The 19,651-nt window shown below is 67.8% G+C and carries 3 protein-coding genes; 1 reads left to right on the top strand and 2 read right to left on the bottom strand.

Features of this window, described 5'->3' with window-relative positions; genetic code table 11:
* The first annotated feature begins 23 nt into the window (after window positions 1-23).
* Window positions 24-17,534: a non-ribosomal peptide synthetase gene (locus tag IEW02_RS04795; protein WP_188543502.1), complete on the top strand. Its 17,511-nt coding sequence runs from the start codon at window positions 24-26 to the stop codon at window positions 17,532-17,534.
* On the opposite strand, the gene IEW02_RS04790 is transcribed toward IEW02_RS04795, so the two are convergent.
* Together IEW02_RS04790 and IEW02_RS04785 are read right to left on the bottom strand one after the other, a co-directional pair.
* Entirely contained in the window at window positions 17,531-18,322 is a 792-nt protein-coding gene (locus tag IEW02_RS04790; RefSeq protein WP_188543501.1) for an enoyl-CoA hydratase/isomerase family protein, read from the bottom strand. The two genes, IEW02_RS04795 and IEW02_RS04790, sit on opposite strands and share 4 nt — an antisense overlap.
* A 30-nt stretch (window positions 18,323-18,352) precedes the next feature.
* Window positions 18,353-19,642 carry a DUF2254 domain-containing protein gene (locus IEW02_RS04785; RefSeq protein WP_188543500.1) on the bottom strand — a complete coding sequence of 430 codons (1,290 nt, stop codon included), beginning with the start codon at window positions 19,640-19,642 and terminating at the stop codon, window positions 18,353-18,355.
* Between the last annotated feature and the right edge of the window lie 9 nt (window positions 19,643-19,651).

Below are 19,651 nucleotides of genomic sequence, written 5' to 3'. Positions count from 1 at the left end.
GCAGAAATATCGGCTCGACATTCGTGATCGATCCATCCGTTCCGCGCGACATCGTTCCCCTTTCCGCCGCACAGCGATCGCTCTGGTTGGCGCAGCAGCTGGCACCCGAGACCGCCTTCACCGTCGCGCTCTACCTCGACATCGAGGGACTGGCAGGAATCGACAGCCTCCTGCAGACCATGTACACCGCGGGAGCCGAGCACGGGCTGGCCTACGTACGCATCGTCGACGTTCGCGGCGACCCGATGATCACGCTCGACATGGATGCTCCGTACGAGATCGACGTGATCGATCTGCGAGACCACATCGACAACGTCGCACTCGCACACGAGTGGATGACCCGAGACTTCACGACTCCGGTCGTGCTCCACGACACCCTTCTGTTGCGCGGCGCTCTCCTCAGGCTCACCGACGATCGCACTTTTCTGTATTTCCGATCGCACCATCTCGTCCTCGACGGCTTCGGCGCGTTCACTCTGATCAACCGCATGGCCGACATGCATTCCGGACGCGAGCTGTCCGGACCGCCGCCCGACGCGACCGACATCGTCGGCTTGCATTCCATCGAGGCGAAGTACGCCGATTCCGACCGCCACGCACGAGATCTCGCACACTGGCGCGGAGCTCTCGCCGACGTCGCGGGGCCGTCCACGTTCTCGACGAGGCCACCGACCGCACCCGCGCAACCGCGGGCCATGCGCGTCCCATGGCTGGGCTCGGCCGAACTGTCCGACGTGGACTCGGCCGCCCTGATCGCCGCGTTCGCGCTGTACCTGTCCGCGGTGACCGATTCGCCGCGCGTGGTGGTCGGGTTGCCGGTCTCGGGGCGGACGACGGCATTCCTCAGAGGTACAGGCGGGATGCTCGCCAACGTCCTTCCGATCGAAGTGGTTGTGTCGCAGAGCGATACGATCACGCAGCTGGTCCGGCAGGTGCGCCTCGCGGTGACGACAGCGCTGCGCCATCAACGATTTCAGGACTGGGACCGCGTGGTCGACGTCGAGTTGCGCACGTTCGGCGTCTTCTTCGGACCGGTGATCAACGTGATGCCGTTCGTGGCGCCTCTCGACTTCGGCGCCGTTCGCGCTCCGGTGCACATTCTCTCGTCCGGTCCGGTGCACGACATCGCCGTCAACGTGTATCCGGGAACGGATCCACACCTCGACATCCAATGGAACCCGTCCCGCTACACCGAATCCGAGATTGCTCTTCACGGAAACAGACTCACCCGAATCATGGACGCCGTTCTGGTCGACGACGGCACCACGACCGTGCGGCAGGTCGAGGTTCACGACGGCACGAACCGCCCGGTCCCACGCCACGGCGGGCGCGCCGCTCCTGCGCAGACCCTGCGAGACCTGCTGCGAACGACCGTGGACGCGAACCCCTCGGCCATCGCTCTGATCTCCGGATCCGAGACACTCGACTTCACCGAGCTGGACCATCGTTCCAACCGACTCGCACGCCGCCTGATCGCCGGCGGTGCCGGTTCCGACACCGTGGTGGCACTCGCCCTCCCCCGGTCGATCGACTACCTGGTGTCGATGTGGGCGGTGACCAAGACCGGGGCCGCGTTCCTACCCCTCGACCCCGATCAGCCCGCCGAGCGGCTCGGTCGTATCATCGCCGAACTGTCTGTGACGCAGGGGATCACGCTGTCGAGCGAGGTGGCCGACGCGCACGACGAGGTCCACTGGACCGGCCCGTCGGCCGACGCGTCGACGGATTCGATCCACGTCCCGATCGCAGTGGACCACGTGGCCTACCTCATCTACACCTCCGGCTCGACCGGCCGCCCCAAGGGCGTTGCGGTCACGCATCGCGGTCTGGCGTCCTTCGTCGCCGCGCAACAGACGAGACTCGGTACACCACCTACCGGGGCGCGGGTGCTTGCCGTCGCCTCCCCCACCTTCGACGCATCCATCGCGGAAGTGCTTCTCGCACTCTCGATGTCGGCCCCCCTCGTCGTGACGCCGCCTTCGGTGTACGCCGGTGAACCACTGCGACGCTTCATCGCCGACAACGACATCACCCACGCCATTCTCACCCCGACCACCCTCGAGTCCATGAACCCCGCCGGACTCGACACGCTGCAGACCGTCATCAGCGTCGGAGAACAGTGCACCCCCGATGTAACTCGAAGATATGCACAGGGACGCTCGCTCTACAACGACTACGGCCCCACCGAGACGACCATCTGGGCGACGGGCACCTCGCGCCTCGAGCCGGGTGCACCCGTCACGATCGGCGCGCCGATCGCCGGGACGACCGCTCGGGTACTCGATTCCCACCTCCGTGACGCACCGGTCGGAGCGGTCGGCGAGCTGTATGTCGCGGGAGCCGGACTTGCTCGCGGTTACGCGGGACAGACCGGGATCACCTCGACGAGGTTCGTGGCCGCGGCGGACGGCACCCGTGTGTACCGCACCGGAGATCGAGTGCGCTGGAACCTGTCCGGCGAGCTCGACTTCCTCGGCCGCACCGACTCACAGATCAAGATTCGCGGCCGCCGCATCGAGCTCGGCGAAATCGACGACGCGCTGCGCGGGCAGCCCGGAGTCACCAGTGCGGTCACGGTGGTGCGCGACGGCGGCACGCTGGCGGCCTTCGTCACGGGTGAGGTCGATACCGATGAGCTCGGACGTGCTCTGTCGCAGATCCTTCCGGCGTATATGGTCCCCGATGTCATCACCGCACTCGCGGAATTGCCGACGACGGCGAGCGGCAAGATCGACCGACGGGCGCTCCCCACCACGGTTACCACCACCGCCGTGTACCGCGATCCTGTCTCGGACGTCGAGCGCACCGTAGCGGCAGTGTTCGCAGAAGTTCTGGGCGCGAGGGGTTCCGTCGGTCGTGACGACGACTTCTTCGCCCTGGGCGGCGACAGCATCGTGTCGATTCGGCTGGTGACAGTGCTCGCCGAACGCGGGCTTCGTCTGTCGGCCCGCGACATCTTCGAGAACCGGACCGTCGCACGCATCGCGCACGCCGCTCGAGCCGCAGAGGATCATGAGGAGGGCCTCGACGAACTCCCCGGCGGCGGTGTCGGTTCGATCGACCCGACACCGATCGTGCGCCGAATGATTCAGCGCCCCGGTAGTTTCGATCGATTCTCGCAGTCCATGCTGCTCGAGCTCCCGGTCGGCATCGATCGGAGCACCATAGTGGAGGTCGTCGGTGCCGTCGTCGATACGCACGACATGCTGCGATCCCGCCTGTACCGAGGTGCGGACGGCGCCCGGGCGTTCGAGGCATCCGCGCCGGGGTCCGTCGACGTCGACGCCGTGTTGGAGTGCATCGACAGCGGAAATCGGACGGCCACAACCGAACTCGATCGTGTCGTGGGTCTGCTCGACCCGGCGACCGGTTCGGTGCTGAGGCTGCTGTGGTTCGCCGCGCCCGACGGTGCGGGTCAGCTTCTCGTCGTCGTTCATCACATCGCCGTCGACGGCGTCTCCTGGCGCATTCTCGTTGCCGACCTCGTACGCGCCTGGAGCAACGTCTCCGCCGGCCGACCCGCCGCAGTGCCCCCCGTGGCGACGTCCATGCGGCGGTGGGCACGCGGCCTGCATGAAATCGCGGTCCGCACGGACATCGCTGCGCAACAACCGATGTGGCGACGCATCGTCGAGGGCGGCGATCCCGCTCTCGGATCTCGGCACCTGGATCCGGCCCGTGACCTCGCGGTCGCGACGAAGCACCTCGAGCTCGCGCTCGACGACCGCGCCACGGACGCCCTGGTGCGCCGAGGTCCGGCGGTGTTTCACGGGCACGCCCACGACGCGCTGGTTGCGGCACTTGCCATGGCGGTCACCGTGTGGCGTCGCCGCCGCGGCGTCGAGGCGCCCACCACCGCGATCCGGATGGAAGGGCACGGACGCGAAGACTCGGTGCTGCCCGGCGCCGACACCTCGCGCACCGTCGGATGGTTCACGACCGTCTATCCGATGAGGGTCGATCTCACCGACATCGACATCGACAGCGCCATGGACGGTGCGCCCGCGGCCGGTGCGGCCATCCGCGCCGCCAAGGAAGCCGTCGCCGAGATACCCGATGGCGGAATCGGTTACGGAATCCTGGACCTCGGTCTGACCGAACCTCAGATCGCCTTGAACTACCTGGGCCGGGTGTCGTCGTCCGACCTCCCGGAGGGCGCGGGATGGAGGCCGATCGCACGGTTCGGCGACCTCGTGGCGACGCCCGACGCGGACATGCCAGCCGACTCCGTGATCGGTATCGACGCCGTCGTCGAGGACGGCCGCCTCACTGCACGAGTCGGTTACCTCGACACGCTTCTCGAGCGAACCGATGCCGAGGAGCTGGTCGACCTGTGGCGATGCGCGCTGCTCGGTCTCGCCGCGCACATCGACTCCGACGACGCGGGTGGCCACACACCGTCCGATTTTCCCTTGATCAGACTGTCGCAGAACGCTGTCGACGACATCGTGAGTCGGTACCCGTCGACGGCGGATGTCTGGCCGTTGGCTCCGCTGCAGTCCGGACTGATGTTCCATGCGCTGCTGGCGCAGTCGACGGCCGATCTGTACATCGTCGAATCGGTGGTCGAGTTGGTCGGCGTAGTGGACACCGCACGATTGCACCGCGCCGCCCAAACCGTGCTGGACCGTCACGCGAACCTGCGTGCTGCGTTCGTGACCACCGCGGACGGAGGCGTTGCGCAGGTCGTCGTCGAAGGCGTCACGGTTCCGTGGCGCGAGATCGATCTGAGCTCGGAGCGCCACCCCGAGAACGCCTTTGCGCGGTCCGCCGACGCCCGGCGCTCCGAACCAGTGGACATCACCGCGCCACCGCTGATCGGTTTCACCCTGGTGACGATGGCCCCCGACCGGTGGCGCCTGGTCATCACCAATCATCACATCCTGCTCGACGGATGGTCGATGCCGTTGTTGCTGAACGACCTTCTGACCTGCTACGGCCAGGCCGGTGCGGCAGAGCCGACGCCGCGGCCCTTCCGGGACTACCTCGAATGGGTCGCGGCGGTCGACACCACGGCAGGCCTGGATGCCTGGACCGCTGCTCTGCGCGGAGTGGACGTGCCGAGCCGGATCGCGCGGGCGGCAGCCGGTTCGGGCACCTCGGGCGAGAGGCTGTTCGACCTCGACCAGGTCACCACGGCGCGAATCTCGCACGCGGCCAGATCGATCGGAGTCACGCTCAACACGATGGTGACGTTCGCGTGGGGCGTCGTACTCGGCACCCACACCGGCGGTCGCGACGTCGTCTTCGGTGCCACCGTATCCGGGCGACCACCCGAACTCGACGGCGCCGGATCGATGATCGGTCTGTTCATCAACACCATCCCCGTCCGAGTCGGATACGACCCCGCCGAAACCGTCGACATTGCCGTGACCCGGCTGCAAGCGGAGCAGGCCGCGCTGCTGCCACACCACCATGTCGAACTCTCCGCCATCGCCGCAGCCGTGGGTCCGGGCGTCGACTTCGACACGACCGTTGCGTTCGAGTCCTACCCGGTCGATCGAGACGCCATGACGGCATCGCTCGATCGGCAGGGCGGACCGACCGTGGCAGGCGTCGACGTGGTCGACGCCACGCACTACCCGCTGAGCCTGTCCGTCACCGTCGACGGCCGAATTCGAGTGCGCGCAACGTATCTCACCGGTGTCTTCGACCGAACCGCCGTCGACCGAATCGGCGGTCAGTTCCTGCGGGTCCTCGACGCCATGGGCCGCGACCCGCGGGGGCGCATCGGGGACATCGACATCCTCGGTGCGCGGGACCGAGAACTGATCGAATCGACCTGGAACGACACGGCGCGCCCCCTCCCTCCGACCACGTTGTCCGACCTCTTCCGCCTGCAGGTGGCCCGCACCCCCGACGCCGTCGCTCTGACTCTCGGCCGGGACCACCTCACCTATCAGGAACTGCACCGCCGCACGAAGTCCCTGGCGAGCAGACTCGCGGACCTGGGTGTGGGTCCCGAAACCGCAGTCGCAGTCGCCATGGACCGCTCGTTCGAGCTGATCGTGAGCATCTACGCGATCCTCGAGGCCGGCGGACATTACGTCCCGATCGACCCCGACCACTCCGTCGAACGGGCGGCCGCCATCCTCACCGAATCCGCTGCGATATTGGGTCTCACCGTGACGGCGTCGGCCGCCTCACTTCCGCAGACCGTGGCGTGGGTGGCGGTGGACGAGACCGTGCCCACACCCGACGTCGAGTGGTCGTCGCCGGCGCGTCCCGAGCACCTTGCCTACGTCCTGTTCACCTCCGGTTCCACAGGCCGACCCAAGGGTGTCGCCGTCACCCACGCAGCCATCACCGACCAACTACGCTGGCGCAGTTCGTATCTGACCCTCGGACCGGACGACGTCGTGGTCCAGAAGACACCCGTCACGTTCGACGTTTCGACCTGGGAGCTGTTTCTCCCGCTTCAGGTCGGGGCGCGCTTGGTGCTGGCCGAGCCCGGCGGTCACCGCGACCCGAGGTACCTCGTCGATCTGGTTCGGACACAACAGGTCACGGCCGTACACTTCGTGCCGTCGATGCTGTCGGCGTTCGCCGAGGAACCCGGCGCATCGGAGTGCGTCTCCCTCCGGCACATCCTGGCCTCCGGAGAATCGCTCACCGCGGACGTCGCACGACGGGCGCGGTCGATCGGTGCCGCTCGGGTGCACAACCTGTACGGACCGACGGAAGCCGCGATCGACGTCACCGCGCATCGCGTGACATCCGACGATCGCCTCTCGGTTCCGATCGGCAGGCCGGTATGGAATTGCACCGCAGCGGTTCTCGACGACCGACTGCGCACCACCCCGGTCGGTGTGGTCGGCGAGCTGTACCTGTCCGGAACCCAGCTCGCGCGCGGATACGTCGGTCGCCGTTCGGCCACCGCCGAGCGCTTCGTCGCCGCGCCGGGCGGTTCGAGGATGTACCGCACCGGAGACCTGGTGCGCTGGAGCGCGTCCGGTGAGCTGGAGTACGCCGGCCGCAGTGACGACCAGGTCAAACTGCGGGGCCAGCGCATCGAGCCGGGCGAGGTGGACGCTGCCCTTCTCACCCACCGGTCGGTTCGTCGCGCCGCGACGGTCGTTCACGAGGGCGAGCATCTGATCGCGTACGTGACCGGGGAGTCCATCGACAGATCCGATTTGATGCACGCCGTGGCGCAACGCCTTCCGCGGTTCATGGTGCCGTCCACCATCGTGGTGCTCGACGCGATGCCGGTCACCGACTCCGGAAAATTGGATCGGCGCGCACTGCCCGCCCCGGTGTTCTCGGCTGCTACGTTCCGCCCACCCGTGACGCCGGAAGAGCGGCTCGTCGCCGACGCGGTCGCCGACGTCCTGGGTACGACGGGCCCGGTCGGGCGTGACGACGACTTCTTCCTGCTCGGCGGAAACTCCATCGGCGCAACCACACTGGCGTCTCGGCTGCGCACCGCTTTCGGTGTGGAAGTGTCCGTGCGCACCGTGTTCGATGCGCCGACCGTCTCCGCACTCGCCCGAGCCATCGGCGAGACCGGCGGAACACCCACACGGCCGGCCCTGACTCCCCACACCCGACCCGACCGGATCCCCCTCTCGTTCGCGCAGCAACGGATGTGGTTCCTCAACCGATTCGACCGAAGCACCAACGCGTACGTCATGCCGATCGTGCTACGCGTCGACGGGGCACTGAACGTCCCCGCACTCGAGGCCGCGGTGATGGACGTGCTGGAGCGTCACGAGGTTCTTCGTACGATCTACCCGCACAGCGACGGCGCGCCGCAGCAACGGATTCTGGCCGCCGACGACATCACCCCGCCGGTCGCCGCGACCGTCGACGACATCGGCGACGTGGTCGCAGCGGCGCGGTTCGACGTCACACAGGACATTCCCGTTCGCATTCACCTCACCCGAATCGCCGACCAGCAGATGCTCGTCGTCCTGCTCCACCACATCGCGGCCGACGGATGGTCGTTGGCCCCGCTCACCCGCGACATCCTCCTCGCGTACGCGGCACGAGCGGACGGCGAGGCACCGTCGTGGTCGCCTCTTCCGGTGCAGTACGCCGACTACGCACTGTGGCAGTACGAGTTACTGGGAGAGGGTGACTCTCCCAGTTCACTCGCAGCCACCCAATCTGCCTATTGGCGTGCGCGATTGGCCGGGCTCGACGCGGCCCTGGATCTGCCGACCGACAGAGCGAGACCGGCCCGGCCCACCCACCGCAGTGACAAGGTCACGTTCACGGTCGACGGGGACACCACCACCGCACTGCGCACCGTGTCGGCCGCACGACGGGCAACCCTGTTCATGGCACTGCACGCGGCCCTGGCGGTCACGTTGGCGCGGTGGACCAGTCGTGACGACATCGCCGTCGGCACACCGGTCGCCGGTCGAAACGAGTCCGCGACGGCCGACCTGGTCGGCATGTTCGTCAACACCCTCGTGCTGCGCACGAAGATCGATCTCGGAGCGGCGTTCACCGATGTGCTCGGTCTCGGGCGCGACACCTGCCTCGACGCCTACGCGCACGCGGACATCCCCTTCGAGCGGCTGGTCGACGAACTCGACGTCGCCCGCACCACCTCGTACCACCCGCTCGTGCAGGTCATGGTGGCGTTCCAGAATCCCGTGGCACCGGCTCTCGAGGTTCCCGGTACGTCCGTGACCCCAGTCGACGTCGGCAGCGCCCCGGCGCATTTCGATCTCGTTCTCGACGTCACCGACAACGAAAGCGACGGTCTGGCCGCGTCGCTCACCTACGCGACCGACCTGTTCGACCGCGCGAGCGCACTGCGCTTCGTCGACCACCTCGGCCGCATCCTCACGGCGGTGGCAGCCGACCCCACCGCGGTGGTCGGTGACATCGAGCTGACAGATCCGGGTGATGTCTCCCGTTCGGGACTCCCCGCTGTATCCCCGAAGACGTTGCGAGACCTGATCGCCGACGCGGTAGCGACCAAGTCGGCCGAGCCTGCAGTCATCACCGACGACGTCGTCCTGACGTACGCGGAGCTCGACGCGCGCTCGGACCGACTGGCGCGGGTGCTGGGCGAGCGCGGAGCCGGACCCGACACCGTCGTAGCGCTGGCACTGCCGAGGTCCGTGGACTACGTCGTCGCGCTCTGGGCCACCGCCAAGGCCGGAGCAGCATTCCTGCCGCTGGACCCTGCGCAGCCCCTCGACCGACTGCGCCACATTCTCGCCGAATCCGGGGCGTTGCTCGGCATCACGACGGCCGAGCAGTCGTTGCCCGCGCTCGATTGGCTCGACTGGCTCGACGTCTATGCGGTGCCGAACTCGACGCAGCCACCCATAACCGAGCATCTGCACGTCGACAATCTTGCCTACGTGATCTACACCTCCGGCTCCACCGGCACCCCCAAAGGCGTTGCCATCACACACCGTGGGCTCCACAACGCCGTCGCCGATCAGCGGGATCGGTGCGGGGACGGGGCCGATGCCCGCGTCGTGACCGTCGCGGCAACGACTTTCGACGCATCGATCGCCGAATTCCTGGTCGCCCTGTCGATGGCGGCGCCTCTGATCGTCACCCCACCGTCGGTCTACGGCGGCGCGGAGTTGGAGTCGTTCATGCGCCGACACCAGGTGACCCACGCATTGGTGACACCGCGGGTGCTGGAATCGATGGATCCTCAGCACCTTCCAGCGCTCAGATCCCTCATCAGCGGCGGCGAAGCGTGCCCACCCACCGTCGTGCGAGACTGGGCTCCGAACCGCACCTTGTTCAACGATTACGGACCCACCGAGTCGACGATCTGGGCTGCGACGAGCGGTCCGCTGGCGGCAGACGATGCGGTGACGATCGGGACGCCCGTGCGCGGCCTACGCGCACGCGTGCTCGACCGGCGGCTCAACCCGGTCCCGCTCGGGGTGACCGGAGAGCTCTACCTCGTCGGCGACCAACTCGCTCGCGGGTACCTCGGGAACACCGCTCGGACCGCGGAGAGGTTCGTGGCGTCGCCGGGCGGGGTGCGCATGTACCGCACTGGTGACCTGGTCCGCTGGACCGAGCAAGGTCGGCTGATCTATCTGGGCCGCAGCGATTTTCAGGTCAAGCTGCGCGGACTGCGCATCGAACTCACCGAGATCGACGCTGCCCTGCGGAGCGAGCCCGCAGTTCGTCAGAGCGTCACCACCGTCCAGAACGAGCAACACCTCGTCTCCTACGTCGTCGGAGACGGGATCGACACCGATGCGCTCATGGCAGCTCTGGCCGCACGACTCCCGCGATACATGGTGCCCACCCGCATCGTCGACCTTCCCCGCTTGCCGCTGACCACGTCCGGCAAGCTCGACCGACGCGCCCTCCCGGTTCCCGTCTTCGCCCCCACGTCGTTCCGGGCGCCGATCACGGCGACCGAGCGGGCGATCGCGTCGTGCATCGGGGAGGTGGTGCACACTACGGACCCCATCGGCTTGGACGACGAATTCTTCGCGCTCGGTGGAAACTCCCTGACTGCAACCGGATTGGTCGCCCGGCTCAATGCACGGCTCGGGACGGACGTGCCGGTGCGCGCCGTGTTCGATGCGCCGCGGGTGGTCGATCTCGCATCGTTCGTCGACACCGCGGCGAACAGGTCGGACCGCACCCCGCTGGCTGCGGTCGAGCGACCGGACATCGTCCCGCTGTCGTACGCGCAGCAACGGATGTGGTTTCTCAATCGATTCGATTCCGGCACAACCACGTACGCGATTCCGCTGGCGCTGCGGCTCACGGGTGTCCTCGATCGGACCGCACTCGACGCGGCGGTCGGTGATGTCGTCGAGCGTCACGAGGTACTGCGCACCGTCTACCCGGAATCGGACGGATCTCCGTATCAGGTGATCTCGGCGAGCGACCCCGTACGGATCATTGCGGTGCCCGACGGCCGGATACACCACTTCGTATCGGCCCCCTTCGACGTACGGTCGGACATCCCGATCCGTGTCGGCGTGGTCGAGTCCGGCGAGAACGAGCGCATTCTGATCGTCGCCCTGCACCACATCGCGGCGGACGGGTGGTCGATGGCCCCGCTGACCCGTGACATCGTCACGGCATACTCTGCGCGCGCCGCCGGAACCGTCCCCGAGTTCCCACCGCTCCCCGTGCAGTACGCAGATTTCGCGGTGTGGCAACGTGATTCGCTCGGCCGGCCGGACGACCCTCGGTCGATGCTCGGCCGGCAACTGGCGTACTGGACGGACCACTTGACGGATTTGCCTGCCGTTCTCGACCTGCCCACCGACCGGCCACGCCCGGCGGTGGCGTCTCGATCCGGGGATCGCGTGCAATTCCGCATCGACGGCGACACCACGAGCGCCTTGCGGACTCTGGCCGCTCGCCACCGCGCGAGCCTGTTCATGGTGGTGCGGACGGCGTTCGCGGTCGCCCTGTCTCGATGGTCGGGGTCCGTCGACATCGCCATCGGCACCGCCGTTGCGGGGCGCACCGATCCGGCGTTGGACGATCTGGTCGGGATGTTCGTCAACACCGTGGTGCTCCGAACCGTCGTCGATCCGATGCGCTCGTTCGACGACACCCTGTCCGACGACCGAGAGGACACCCTGCGGGCCTTCGAGCGTACGGACCTCCCGTTCGACGTTCTCGTCGAAGAACTGGACGTGGTGCGCAGCACCGCACACCACCCGTTGGTCCAAGTGATGCTGGCGTTCCAGAACACGACGCCGGCGAGGCTGGAGATGCCGGGACTGACCGTCGAGCCGATCGACCTCGGTAGCGCTCCCGCCGTCGCGGATCTGATCCTGGACGTCACCGAGACCGCCGACGGGTTGGACGCCTCCGTCACCTACGCGGTGGACCTGTTCGACCGCGCCACAATCGAGCGATTCGCGGCGCTCGTCGTGCGCGTCCTGACATCGGTTGCGGCGCAGCCGTCGGATGCGGTGGGCAGCATCGACGTCCTGGAACCGGGCGAGCGCGCGGATCTGCTCGGCCGCACCGGGGGTACCGCGATGCCGCCGAGACCGCTGCGCGACATTCTGGCCGACGCGGTGGCGACAGATCCGTCGGGACTTGCCGTCATCACCGACGACAGCACTCTGACCTACGCAGAACTGGACGAGTGCTCGGATCGGCTCGCGCGCGTGCTGCTCGGGCGCGGAGCCGCCCCCGACGTGGTTGTGGCACTGGCACTCCCGCGGTCGGTCGACTATCTCGTCGCCCTGTGGGCGGTCACCAAGACCGGCGCCGCATTCTTGCCTCTGGATCCGACGCATCCGCTGGACCGGTTGCGCCACATCGTCACCGAGTCGGGGGCCGTCCTCGGTGTCGCCACCGACGGCAACGCGTTACCGCACCTCGACTGGGTGCATCCGGGCGCGCTCCCCGACGACGTTCCGGCGGCGCCGGCGCCGGCGCACGTCGACAACCTCGCCTACGTCATCTACACCTCCGGCTCCACCGGCACCCCCAAAGGTGTTGCGGTCACGCACCGCGGACTGCACAACGCACTGGCCGACCACCGCCTCGAACGCGGCTCGGATCCCCGAGTTCTCGCCGTCTCCTCGCCCACCTTCGACGCATCCGTCGGCGAGGTGCTGATCGCGGCGGCGTTGGCCGCTCCTCTGGTCATCGCGCCTCCCACCGTGTTCGGTGGCGACGCTCTGACCGCGTTCCTCGAAGGCCACCGAGTCACCCATGCGATGCTGACTCCGCGCGCACTCGAGTCGCTGGACCGCACCCGGCTCGGCGGCCTGCGCATCGTGCTCAGTGTCGGCGAGGCCTGCCCACCCGATCTTGCCGCAGCCTGGGCGCCGAACCGGTTGCTGTACAACGAGTACGGGCCCAGTGAGACCACCATCTGGGCCACCTCCGCGGGACCGATGACTGCGGACGGCACGGTCACCATCGGTCGACCCCTGCGCGGGCAGTACGCGTGGGTGCTCGACTCCCGATTCGCTCCCGTCCCCGTCGGGGTCGTCGGCGAGCTGTATCTGACGGGGGATCAGCTCGCCCGCGGGTACATTGGCAACCCGGCTCGTACCGCGGAGAGGTTCGTCGCTGCGCCGGGCGGCGCGCGCATGTACCGTTCCGGCGATCTCGTCCGCTGGAACACCCGAGGTGAACTGGTCTATCTCGGCCGCAGCGACTTTCAGGTCAAACTCCGCGGGCTTCGGATCGAGCTCGACGAGATCGATTCCGCACTGTGCCTCCACCCCACCATCCGTCAGTCGGTCACCGTCGTCACCGACGATCACCTCGTGTCCTACGTGGTCGGCCACGGTATCGACACGGGCATCGGCATCGACATCGATTCGGTGGCAACTCTTGTGGCGAGCAGAGTGCCCCGCTACATGGTTCCGGACCGGATCGTCGAGCTCGACCAACTGCCCCTGACCACCTCCGGCAAAGTCGATCGCCGGGCACTGCCCGCACCGGCTGTCGTGCCGGCGGAGTTTCGTCCGCCGGTCACCGCGGCAGAGGTCGCCGTGGCCACGGCCATCGCCGACGTGCTGTCGGTGGACGTCGAACGGATCGGGCTGGGGGACAACTTCTTCGCGCTCGGCGGCAACTCGCTGTCCGCGACCCGCGTCGTGTCCCGCCTGAGTGCCGCCGTCGACGCCGACGTGTCCGTACGCGCCGTCTTCGAGGCGTCCGACGTCGCGTCACTGGCATCCCTGGTCGAGCAGGCGCCGTCGTCGGGCAGGATTCCGCTCGCGGCGATGGATCGGCCCGATCGGCCGCCGCTGTCGTTCGCCCAGAGCAGGATGTGGTTTCTCAATCGATTCGACCGCAGCGCAGCCAGTTACACCATTCCGGTTGCGCTGCGTCTGACCGGCGAACTCGACGTCGCCGCGCTGAAGTCCGCGATCGATGACGCCGTGGAACGTCACGACGTGCTGCGCACGGTGTACCCGGAGTTCGATGGGGTGCCCTACCAGAAGGTGCTCCCGGCGCAATCCGTACCACTGACACCGATACTCGTGTCGGAATCGGACGTCGCAACCGCCATGGCCGAGTTCGCCACGGCCGCTTTCGATGTCACCACGGACACGCCGATGCGCGTGATGCTGCTGTCGACGAGCGCGAGCGACCACGTGATCGTGATCGTCGTGCATCACATCGCCGCCGACGGATGGTCCATGGCCCCGCTCACCCGTGATGTGATCGCGGCGTACACGGCGCGCGCCGCCGGGACCGCTCCGTCGTTCCTTCCCCTTCCCGTGCAGTACATCGACTACGCGATGTGGCAGCGCGCTGTCGTCGGTGAGCGAGCAGAACAGCAGCTCGACTACTGGAAGACCCGATTGGCCGGTGTGCCCGATGCACTCGATCTGCCGACGGACCGACCGCGTACCGATCGGCCCACCCGTCGCAGCGGGCGCGTCCCCGTCGTGCTGGGCCCCGGCCTGACTGCGAGACTTCGCGCTTTCGCCGCCGAACGCGAGGCGACGCTGTTCATGGTGCTGCAGACCGCGCTCGCGGTGACACTGGCGCGCTGGTCCGGTACCGACGACATCACCGTAGGGATTCCTACCGCCGGTCGAGGTGACCCGCTTCTCGACGACCTCGTCGGCATGTTCGTCAACACTGTGGCCGTACGCACCGAAGTGCGACCGGCACAGACGTTTTCGGAGCTGGTGCGCCGTTCACGCACCGACGCGTCAGCCGACATGGGCCACGCGGACATTCCGTTCGAGCAGGTCGTCGAGGCTCTCGACCCGATCCGCAGCACCGCCCACCACCCCGTGTTCCAGGTGCTGCTGGCGTTCCAGAACACCACACCACCCGAGCTCGAGCTGCCTGGCCTGACCATCGCACCCGTGCACGCGGACACCGGTGTGACGCAGTTCGACCTGACCCTCGATCTCACGGACCGACCCGACGCCGCAACGTTGGACGGAGCCATCACGTACGCCCGCGATCTGTTCGACGCGGCGACGATCGACCGACTCGTCGACATGTTCGTCCGCATCGTCGAGGGCGCTGTCGCCGAACCCGATCGGCCCGTCGGCGACATCGACCTGCTCGATGCTGCGCAGCGCCGTGCCGTCCTCGACCGGACCGGTGGCGCACACCGTGCCCCGACGACGCTGCCGGCGATTCTGACCGCTCTCGCCGACGAGATTCCCGACGCCGTCGCGATCGTCGACGGTGACCGCAACGTCAGCTACGCAGAATTGAGCCGACGCTCCGACCGGCTGGCTCGTGCGCTGCTGTCGGCCGGAGCCGGCCCCGATATCGTCGTCGCGTCGGCACTGACGCGGTCGGTCGAGTCGATGGTCGCACTGTGGGCCGTCACCAAAGCCGGCGCCGCGCTTCTCCCGGTCGACCCCCGATTCCCCTCTGCGCGAATCGAATCGATGCTCGCCGAGTCCGACGCCCTACTCGGGCTGACGACCACTGCAGAACGCCCAGACGAGAGCGACTTCTGGTGGTGCCTCGACGACCGCGACGCGCTCGCCCGACTGAACGAGATCGAGGACGGGCCGCTCGCCGACGACGAACTGCCGGCGCCGCTGCATCCGGACAACCTGGCGTACGTCCTGTTCACGTCCGGATCGACCGGCCGACCCAAGGGTGTCGCCGTGACCCATGCGGGTCTCGAGAACGCCGTCGCTCACCACCGCAGCCGATGGGACCGGCCGGAGGACCCTCGTGTCGCGGGTCTGGCACCGACGACGTTCGACACTTCCATCGGAGAATTGATCCTCGTCGTCGGGTTGCGAGGCACCCTGGTGATCGCGCCGCCCGCGGTGTACGGCGGCGACGAACTCTCCGTTGTGCTTCGCCGGCACCGCGTCACCCACGCCCTCATCACGCCCCGCGCGCTGGCGACCGTCGATCCCGACGGACTCGACCACCTCGAGCACGTGATCAGCGTCGGCGAGGCGTGCCCACCGGAGCTCGTGTCCATGTGGGCACCCTCGCAGCGCATGTACAACGACTACGGGCCCACCGAAACCACCGTCTGGGCAACGGCATCGGGCCCCATGACTGCAGGCGAGCCGGTGACGATCGGCTCCGCTGTTCGAGGTGTGCGCACGCTGGTACTCGACCGTCGTCTGCATCCCGTTCCGGTGGGGGTGACGGGTGAGCTGTACCTGTCCGGCCCTCAGTTGGCGCGCGGGTACCTCGGTCGACACGCGCTGACGGCGGAGCGGTTCGTCGCCGAGGCCAACGGCGTCGGCGGGTCCAGAATGTATCGGACCGGCGACCTGGTGCGGTGGGACGAGGACGGAGAGCTGATCTACCTGGGCCGCAGCGATTTCCAGGTCAAGGTACGAGGACAGCGAATCGAACTCGGCGAGATCGACTCCGCCCTGCTCGCGCAGGAGGGAGTGGACACGGCCGCGACGATCGTCCACCACGACGCGTCGGTCGGCGACCGTCTCGTGTCCTACGTCAGCGCGACGAACGGATCGTTGGACACGTCCGCACTGCTTCGCGGGGTCGCGGACACGGTGCCGCAGTACATGGTGCCCACGCAGATCATCGAAGTCGACGCGCTTCCGCTGACGACATCGGGCAAGCTGGACCGTCGACGGTTACCGGCCCCCGTCGTGGTCCCGGCCGTGTTCCGGGCGCCGGTCACCGCGACCGAACGCGCTGTGGCCGACGCCGTCGCCGAGGTCCTGGGACTCGACCGGGCCGACGTCGGCCTGGACGACGACTTCTTCGCGCTCGGCGGGAACTCCTTGGCCGCAACACGACTGGCCGCTCAGATCACTCGGTCCACGTCGATCGACGCGCCGCTGCGCACCATCTTCACGCGCGGGACCGTCGAAGCGATTGCGGCGCAGATCGATACGACGACGTCCACCGCATGGGAGACCGTCGTGGCGCTCGACGCGGGAGGTGACGGTGCGCCGGTGTTCTGCATCCATCCCATGCTCGGACTCGCGTGGCCCTACGTCGAGCTTGCGAGCCGCATCGGCGAGGGGCGCACCGTCTTCGGCGTCCACTCCCCTGCACTCACTGACGACGAGTTCGACCCGAACACCATGTCGGCGTTGCTCACTCGCTACGTCGACGAGATCAGGAAGGTGCACCCTTCGGGTCCGTTCCATCTGCTCGGTTGGTCGATCGGCGGGGTGCTGGCGCAGGCGATCGCCGAACGCATGGCTGCGGACGGGCACGGCGCCGACATCGTCTCGCTCACCATGCTCGACCCCGTGCACAGCATCACCCCCGGGGACGAGATCAAGACCCGCCAGTTCCACAGCCTGTACGGCGACGCCGCCGCTGAAAACCCGTCGGTGATGCCGATCGACTCGGTGCGCGACATCTGGCAGTCCATGGGCGGCGATGCGCTCCCGGTATCGGACGAGCAGGCCCTGCGCGTCACCCGCGCCATGCTGCGCATTCACGCTCTCGTCGACGTCCACGAACCGCGGCCGTGGAACGGACCTGTCCTGCTGGTCGATTCCGACGTCACGACGGCGGAACTCTCCCGAGTGTCGGACTTCTGGGCGCCCTACTGCGACGGGCCGACAACGACAGCGTCGGTGCCGTCACGACACGGCGACATGATGACGGCCCGCGCCGTGGACCACATCGCGCCGCACGTTCTCCGGTGGATCGAGGAGAGGGACTAGCGCCCGGTGTACGTGGCCTTACCGGGCCCCACGTCGAGGAAGCTGCGCACCGCGCCCTTCAGGTCCTCGGTCTCGAACAACGCGCCCGAGACGGCGGACGTGATCGAATCGGCATGTCGCACACCGCCGGAGCGCCAAGCACCGATGATCTCCTTGGTCGCCGCGTGCGCGCGGGTCGGGCCGTCGGCGAGACGGGCGGCCAACGCGCGAGCGGCAGTGTCGACGTCGTCGTGAATCTGGTTGACGACACCCCACTCCAACATCGTCGCGGCGTCGTACAGATCGCCGGTCATCACGAACTCGCGTGCCCGCCCCGACCCGGCGCGCTCGGCCATCCGCTGCGGTCCACCCATCGACGGGGTCAGTCCCACAACGGTTTCGACGAGACCGAACTTCGCTCTCGGCGCGGCCAGGATGATGTCGCACGCCAGCGCGATCTCGAGCGCCGCCGTCAGCGTCAGCCCGTGCGCCGCGTAGACGACCGGGCAGGGCAGATCCTCGAGAGGATGCGCGATCTGCGCGAACATGTCCTCCCAGAGGGCAGTGCCCTCGGCCTCGGTGAGCCCGTCGAACACGTGGACGTCGACCCCTCCGGAGACGACTTTGCCCTCGGCCCGCAGGAGCAGGGCGCGCGGCGGGTGCTCGGTGAGCGACGCGATGTCCTCGATCACCGCGTCGAACATGGCCTGATCGAACAGATTCAGGCCACCGTCGTCGAAGGTGAGAATGGCCAGTTCGGCGCCGGCGTCGGTGGTGGTGCGCTCGAGGCGGGTGGGTTGCAGCGTCATGGTTGTCACTTTCTCATGCCATCGAATTTCTCACGCCATGGATTCCAGAGCTTCGTCCACGTGCCGAGCGCACCGGTCCAGGTCGCTGGGGTCGGGACTGGAGGCCTCGACCGCGCGACGGAGAGCACGAAGCTTCTCCTGTACGCATTCGCGAATGTCGTCGTGCACCGTGGCGAGGCCGATACGACGCGCCAACCTGATGACGGCCTCCACGGCGATCGGGTCGTCGGCGACGCACACGCGGATGGCGTCGAAGACGTCGTCGAGCAGCTCGACCACGGGTACCCGCGTGACCGTCAGGCGCGGGACGCCCTCGTCGTCCGTTCGGCCCGTCAGCGGAACGGGACGGCGACTGAGAGGAACCAGGCCGACCGCCAGCTCGTCGAGGGCGTTGCGGGCCGTGTACGGGTCGTTCGTGCTGGCGGACAGCGCGCGCACCGCCATCTCGGTGAGCTGCTGCGTCGCGAAGGTGATGTCTTGCCTCGGGGTGCGACTGTCGCCGAGCCGCACCGCGGAGCGAACGTCATCGGCCATCTCGGACGACGACACGACCGCGATGATCTCGCCGGCGACCAGGTGATGGCCGCTGCGGACCCGCAATTCGCACACGCAGTCGTGCCGGCGCGCCGCCTCGAGCAATGCACTTTCGTCGATGGACACCACGAAGCCCGACGACTTGGCGACTACCGTCGAAAGCGACACGGCGTCGAGCGCGGGGGCAGCCACGGCATTGTCCGGTTGCTCTGCTGGATACAGCATGTCCACTGCGTCCACCAGTTCGCGGCGGACACGGGCGGACAGCGTCGACACTTGGATCGAGTTCGCGATGTGGTGAATGAAGTACACCAGGACGGCAACGTCGACCACCGCGAGCAGCACCGCGACGTTGACGGCGATGTCGGGCACGAAGGCGATGTGATCGTCCGCTGCCGATCGGATGGACCGCAGCACCATCAGCGCGTAGAGGAACGTCGCCCCGAACATGCCCAGCACGAACTGGTTTCCGCGATCCGCCATGAAGTTTCGGACGAGCCGCGGACCATACGTCGAACTGGCCGTGGCCAACACCGAGATGGTGATGGAGAACGAGGTAGCCGCGACACCGAGCATCGATCCGCCGATCGCGCCCAGAATGTCGCGGCTTCCGCTCGCGCCCACCCGGTAGAACAACGCGCCCCAGGCACCGAAGTCCGTGTTGGACAGCCGCCGGTCGAACGTGATGAGCCCTTGGGCGAGTGCTACCGCAGCAAGACCGAGGACGGCGGGCAGGAACCAGAACGTGTCGCGAGCGCGCAGAAGTGCTGCGCGGGTGTCGGCCATTCCGTCAGC

This window comes from Rhodococcoides trifolii (assembly GCF_014635345.1).
GTDB classification, from domain to species: Bacteria; Actinomycetota; Actinomycetes; order Mycobacteriales; family Mycobacteriaceae; genus Rhodococcoides; species Rhodococcoides trifolii.
The sequence above is the reverse complement of the archived record's forward strand: the minus strand, read 5'-3'. Positions and strand labels throughout refer to the sequence as shown.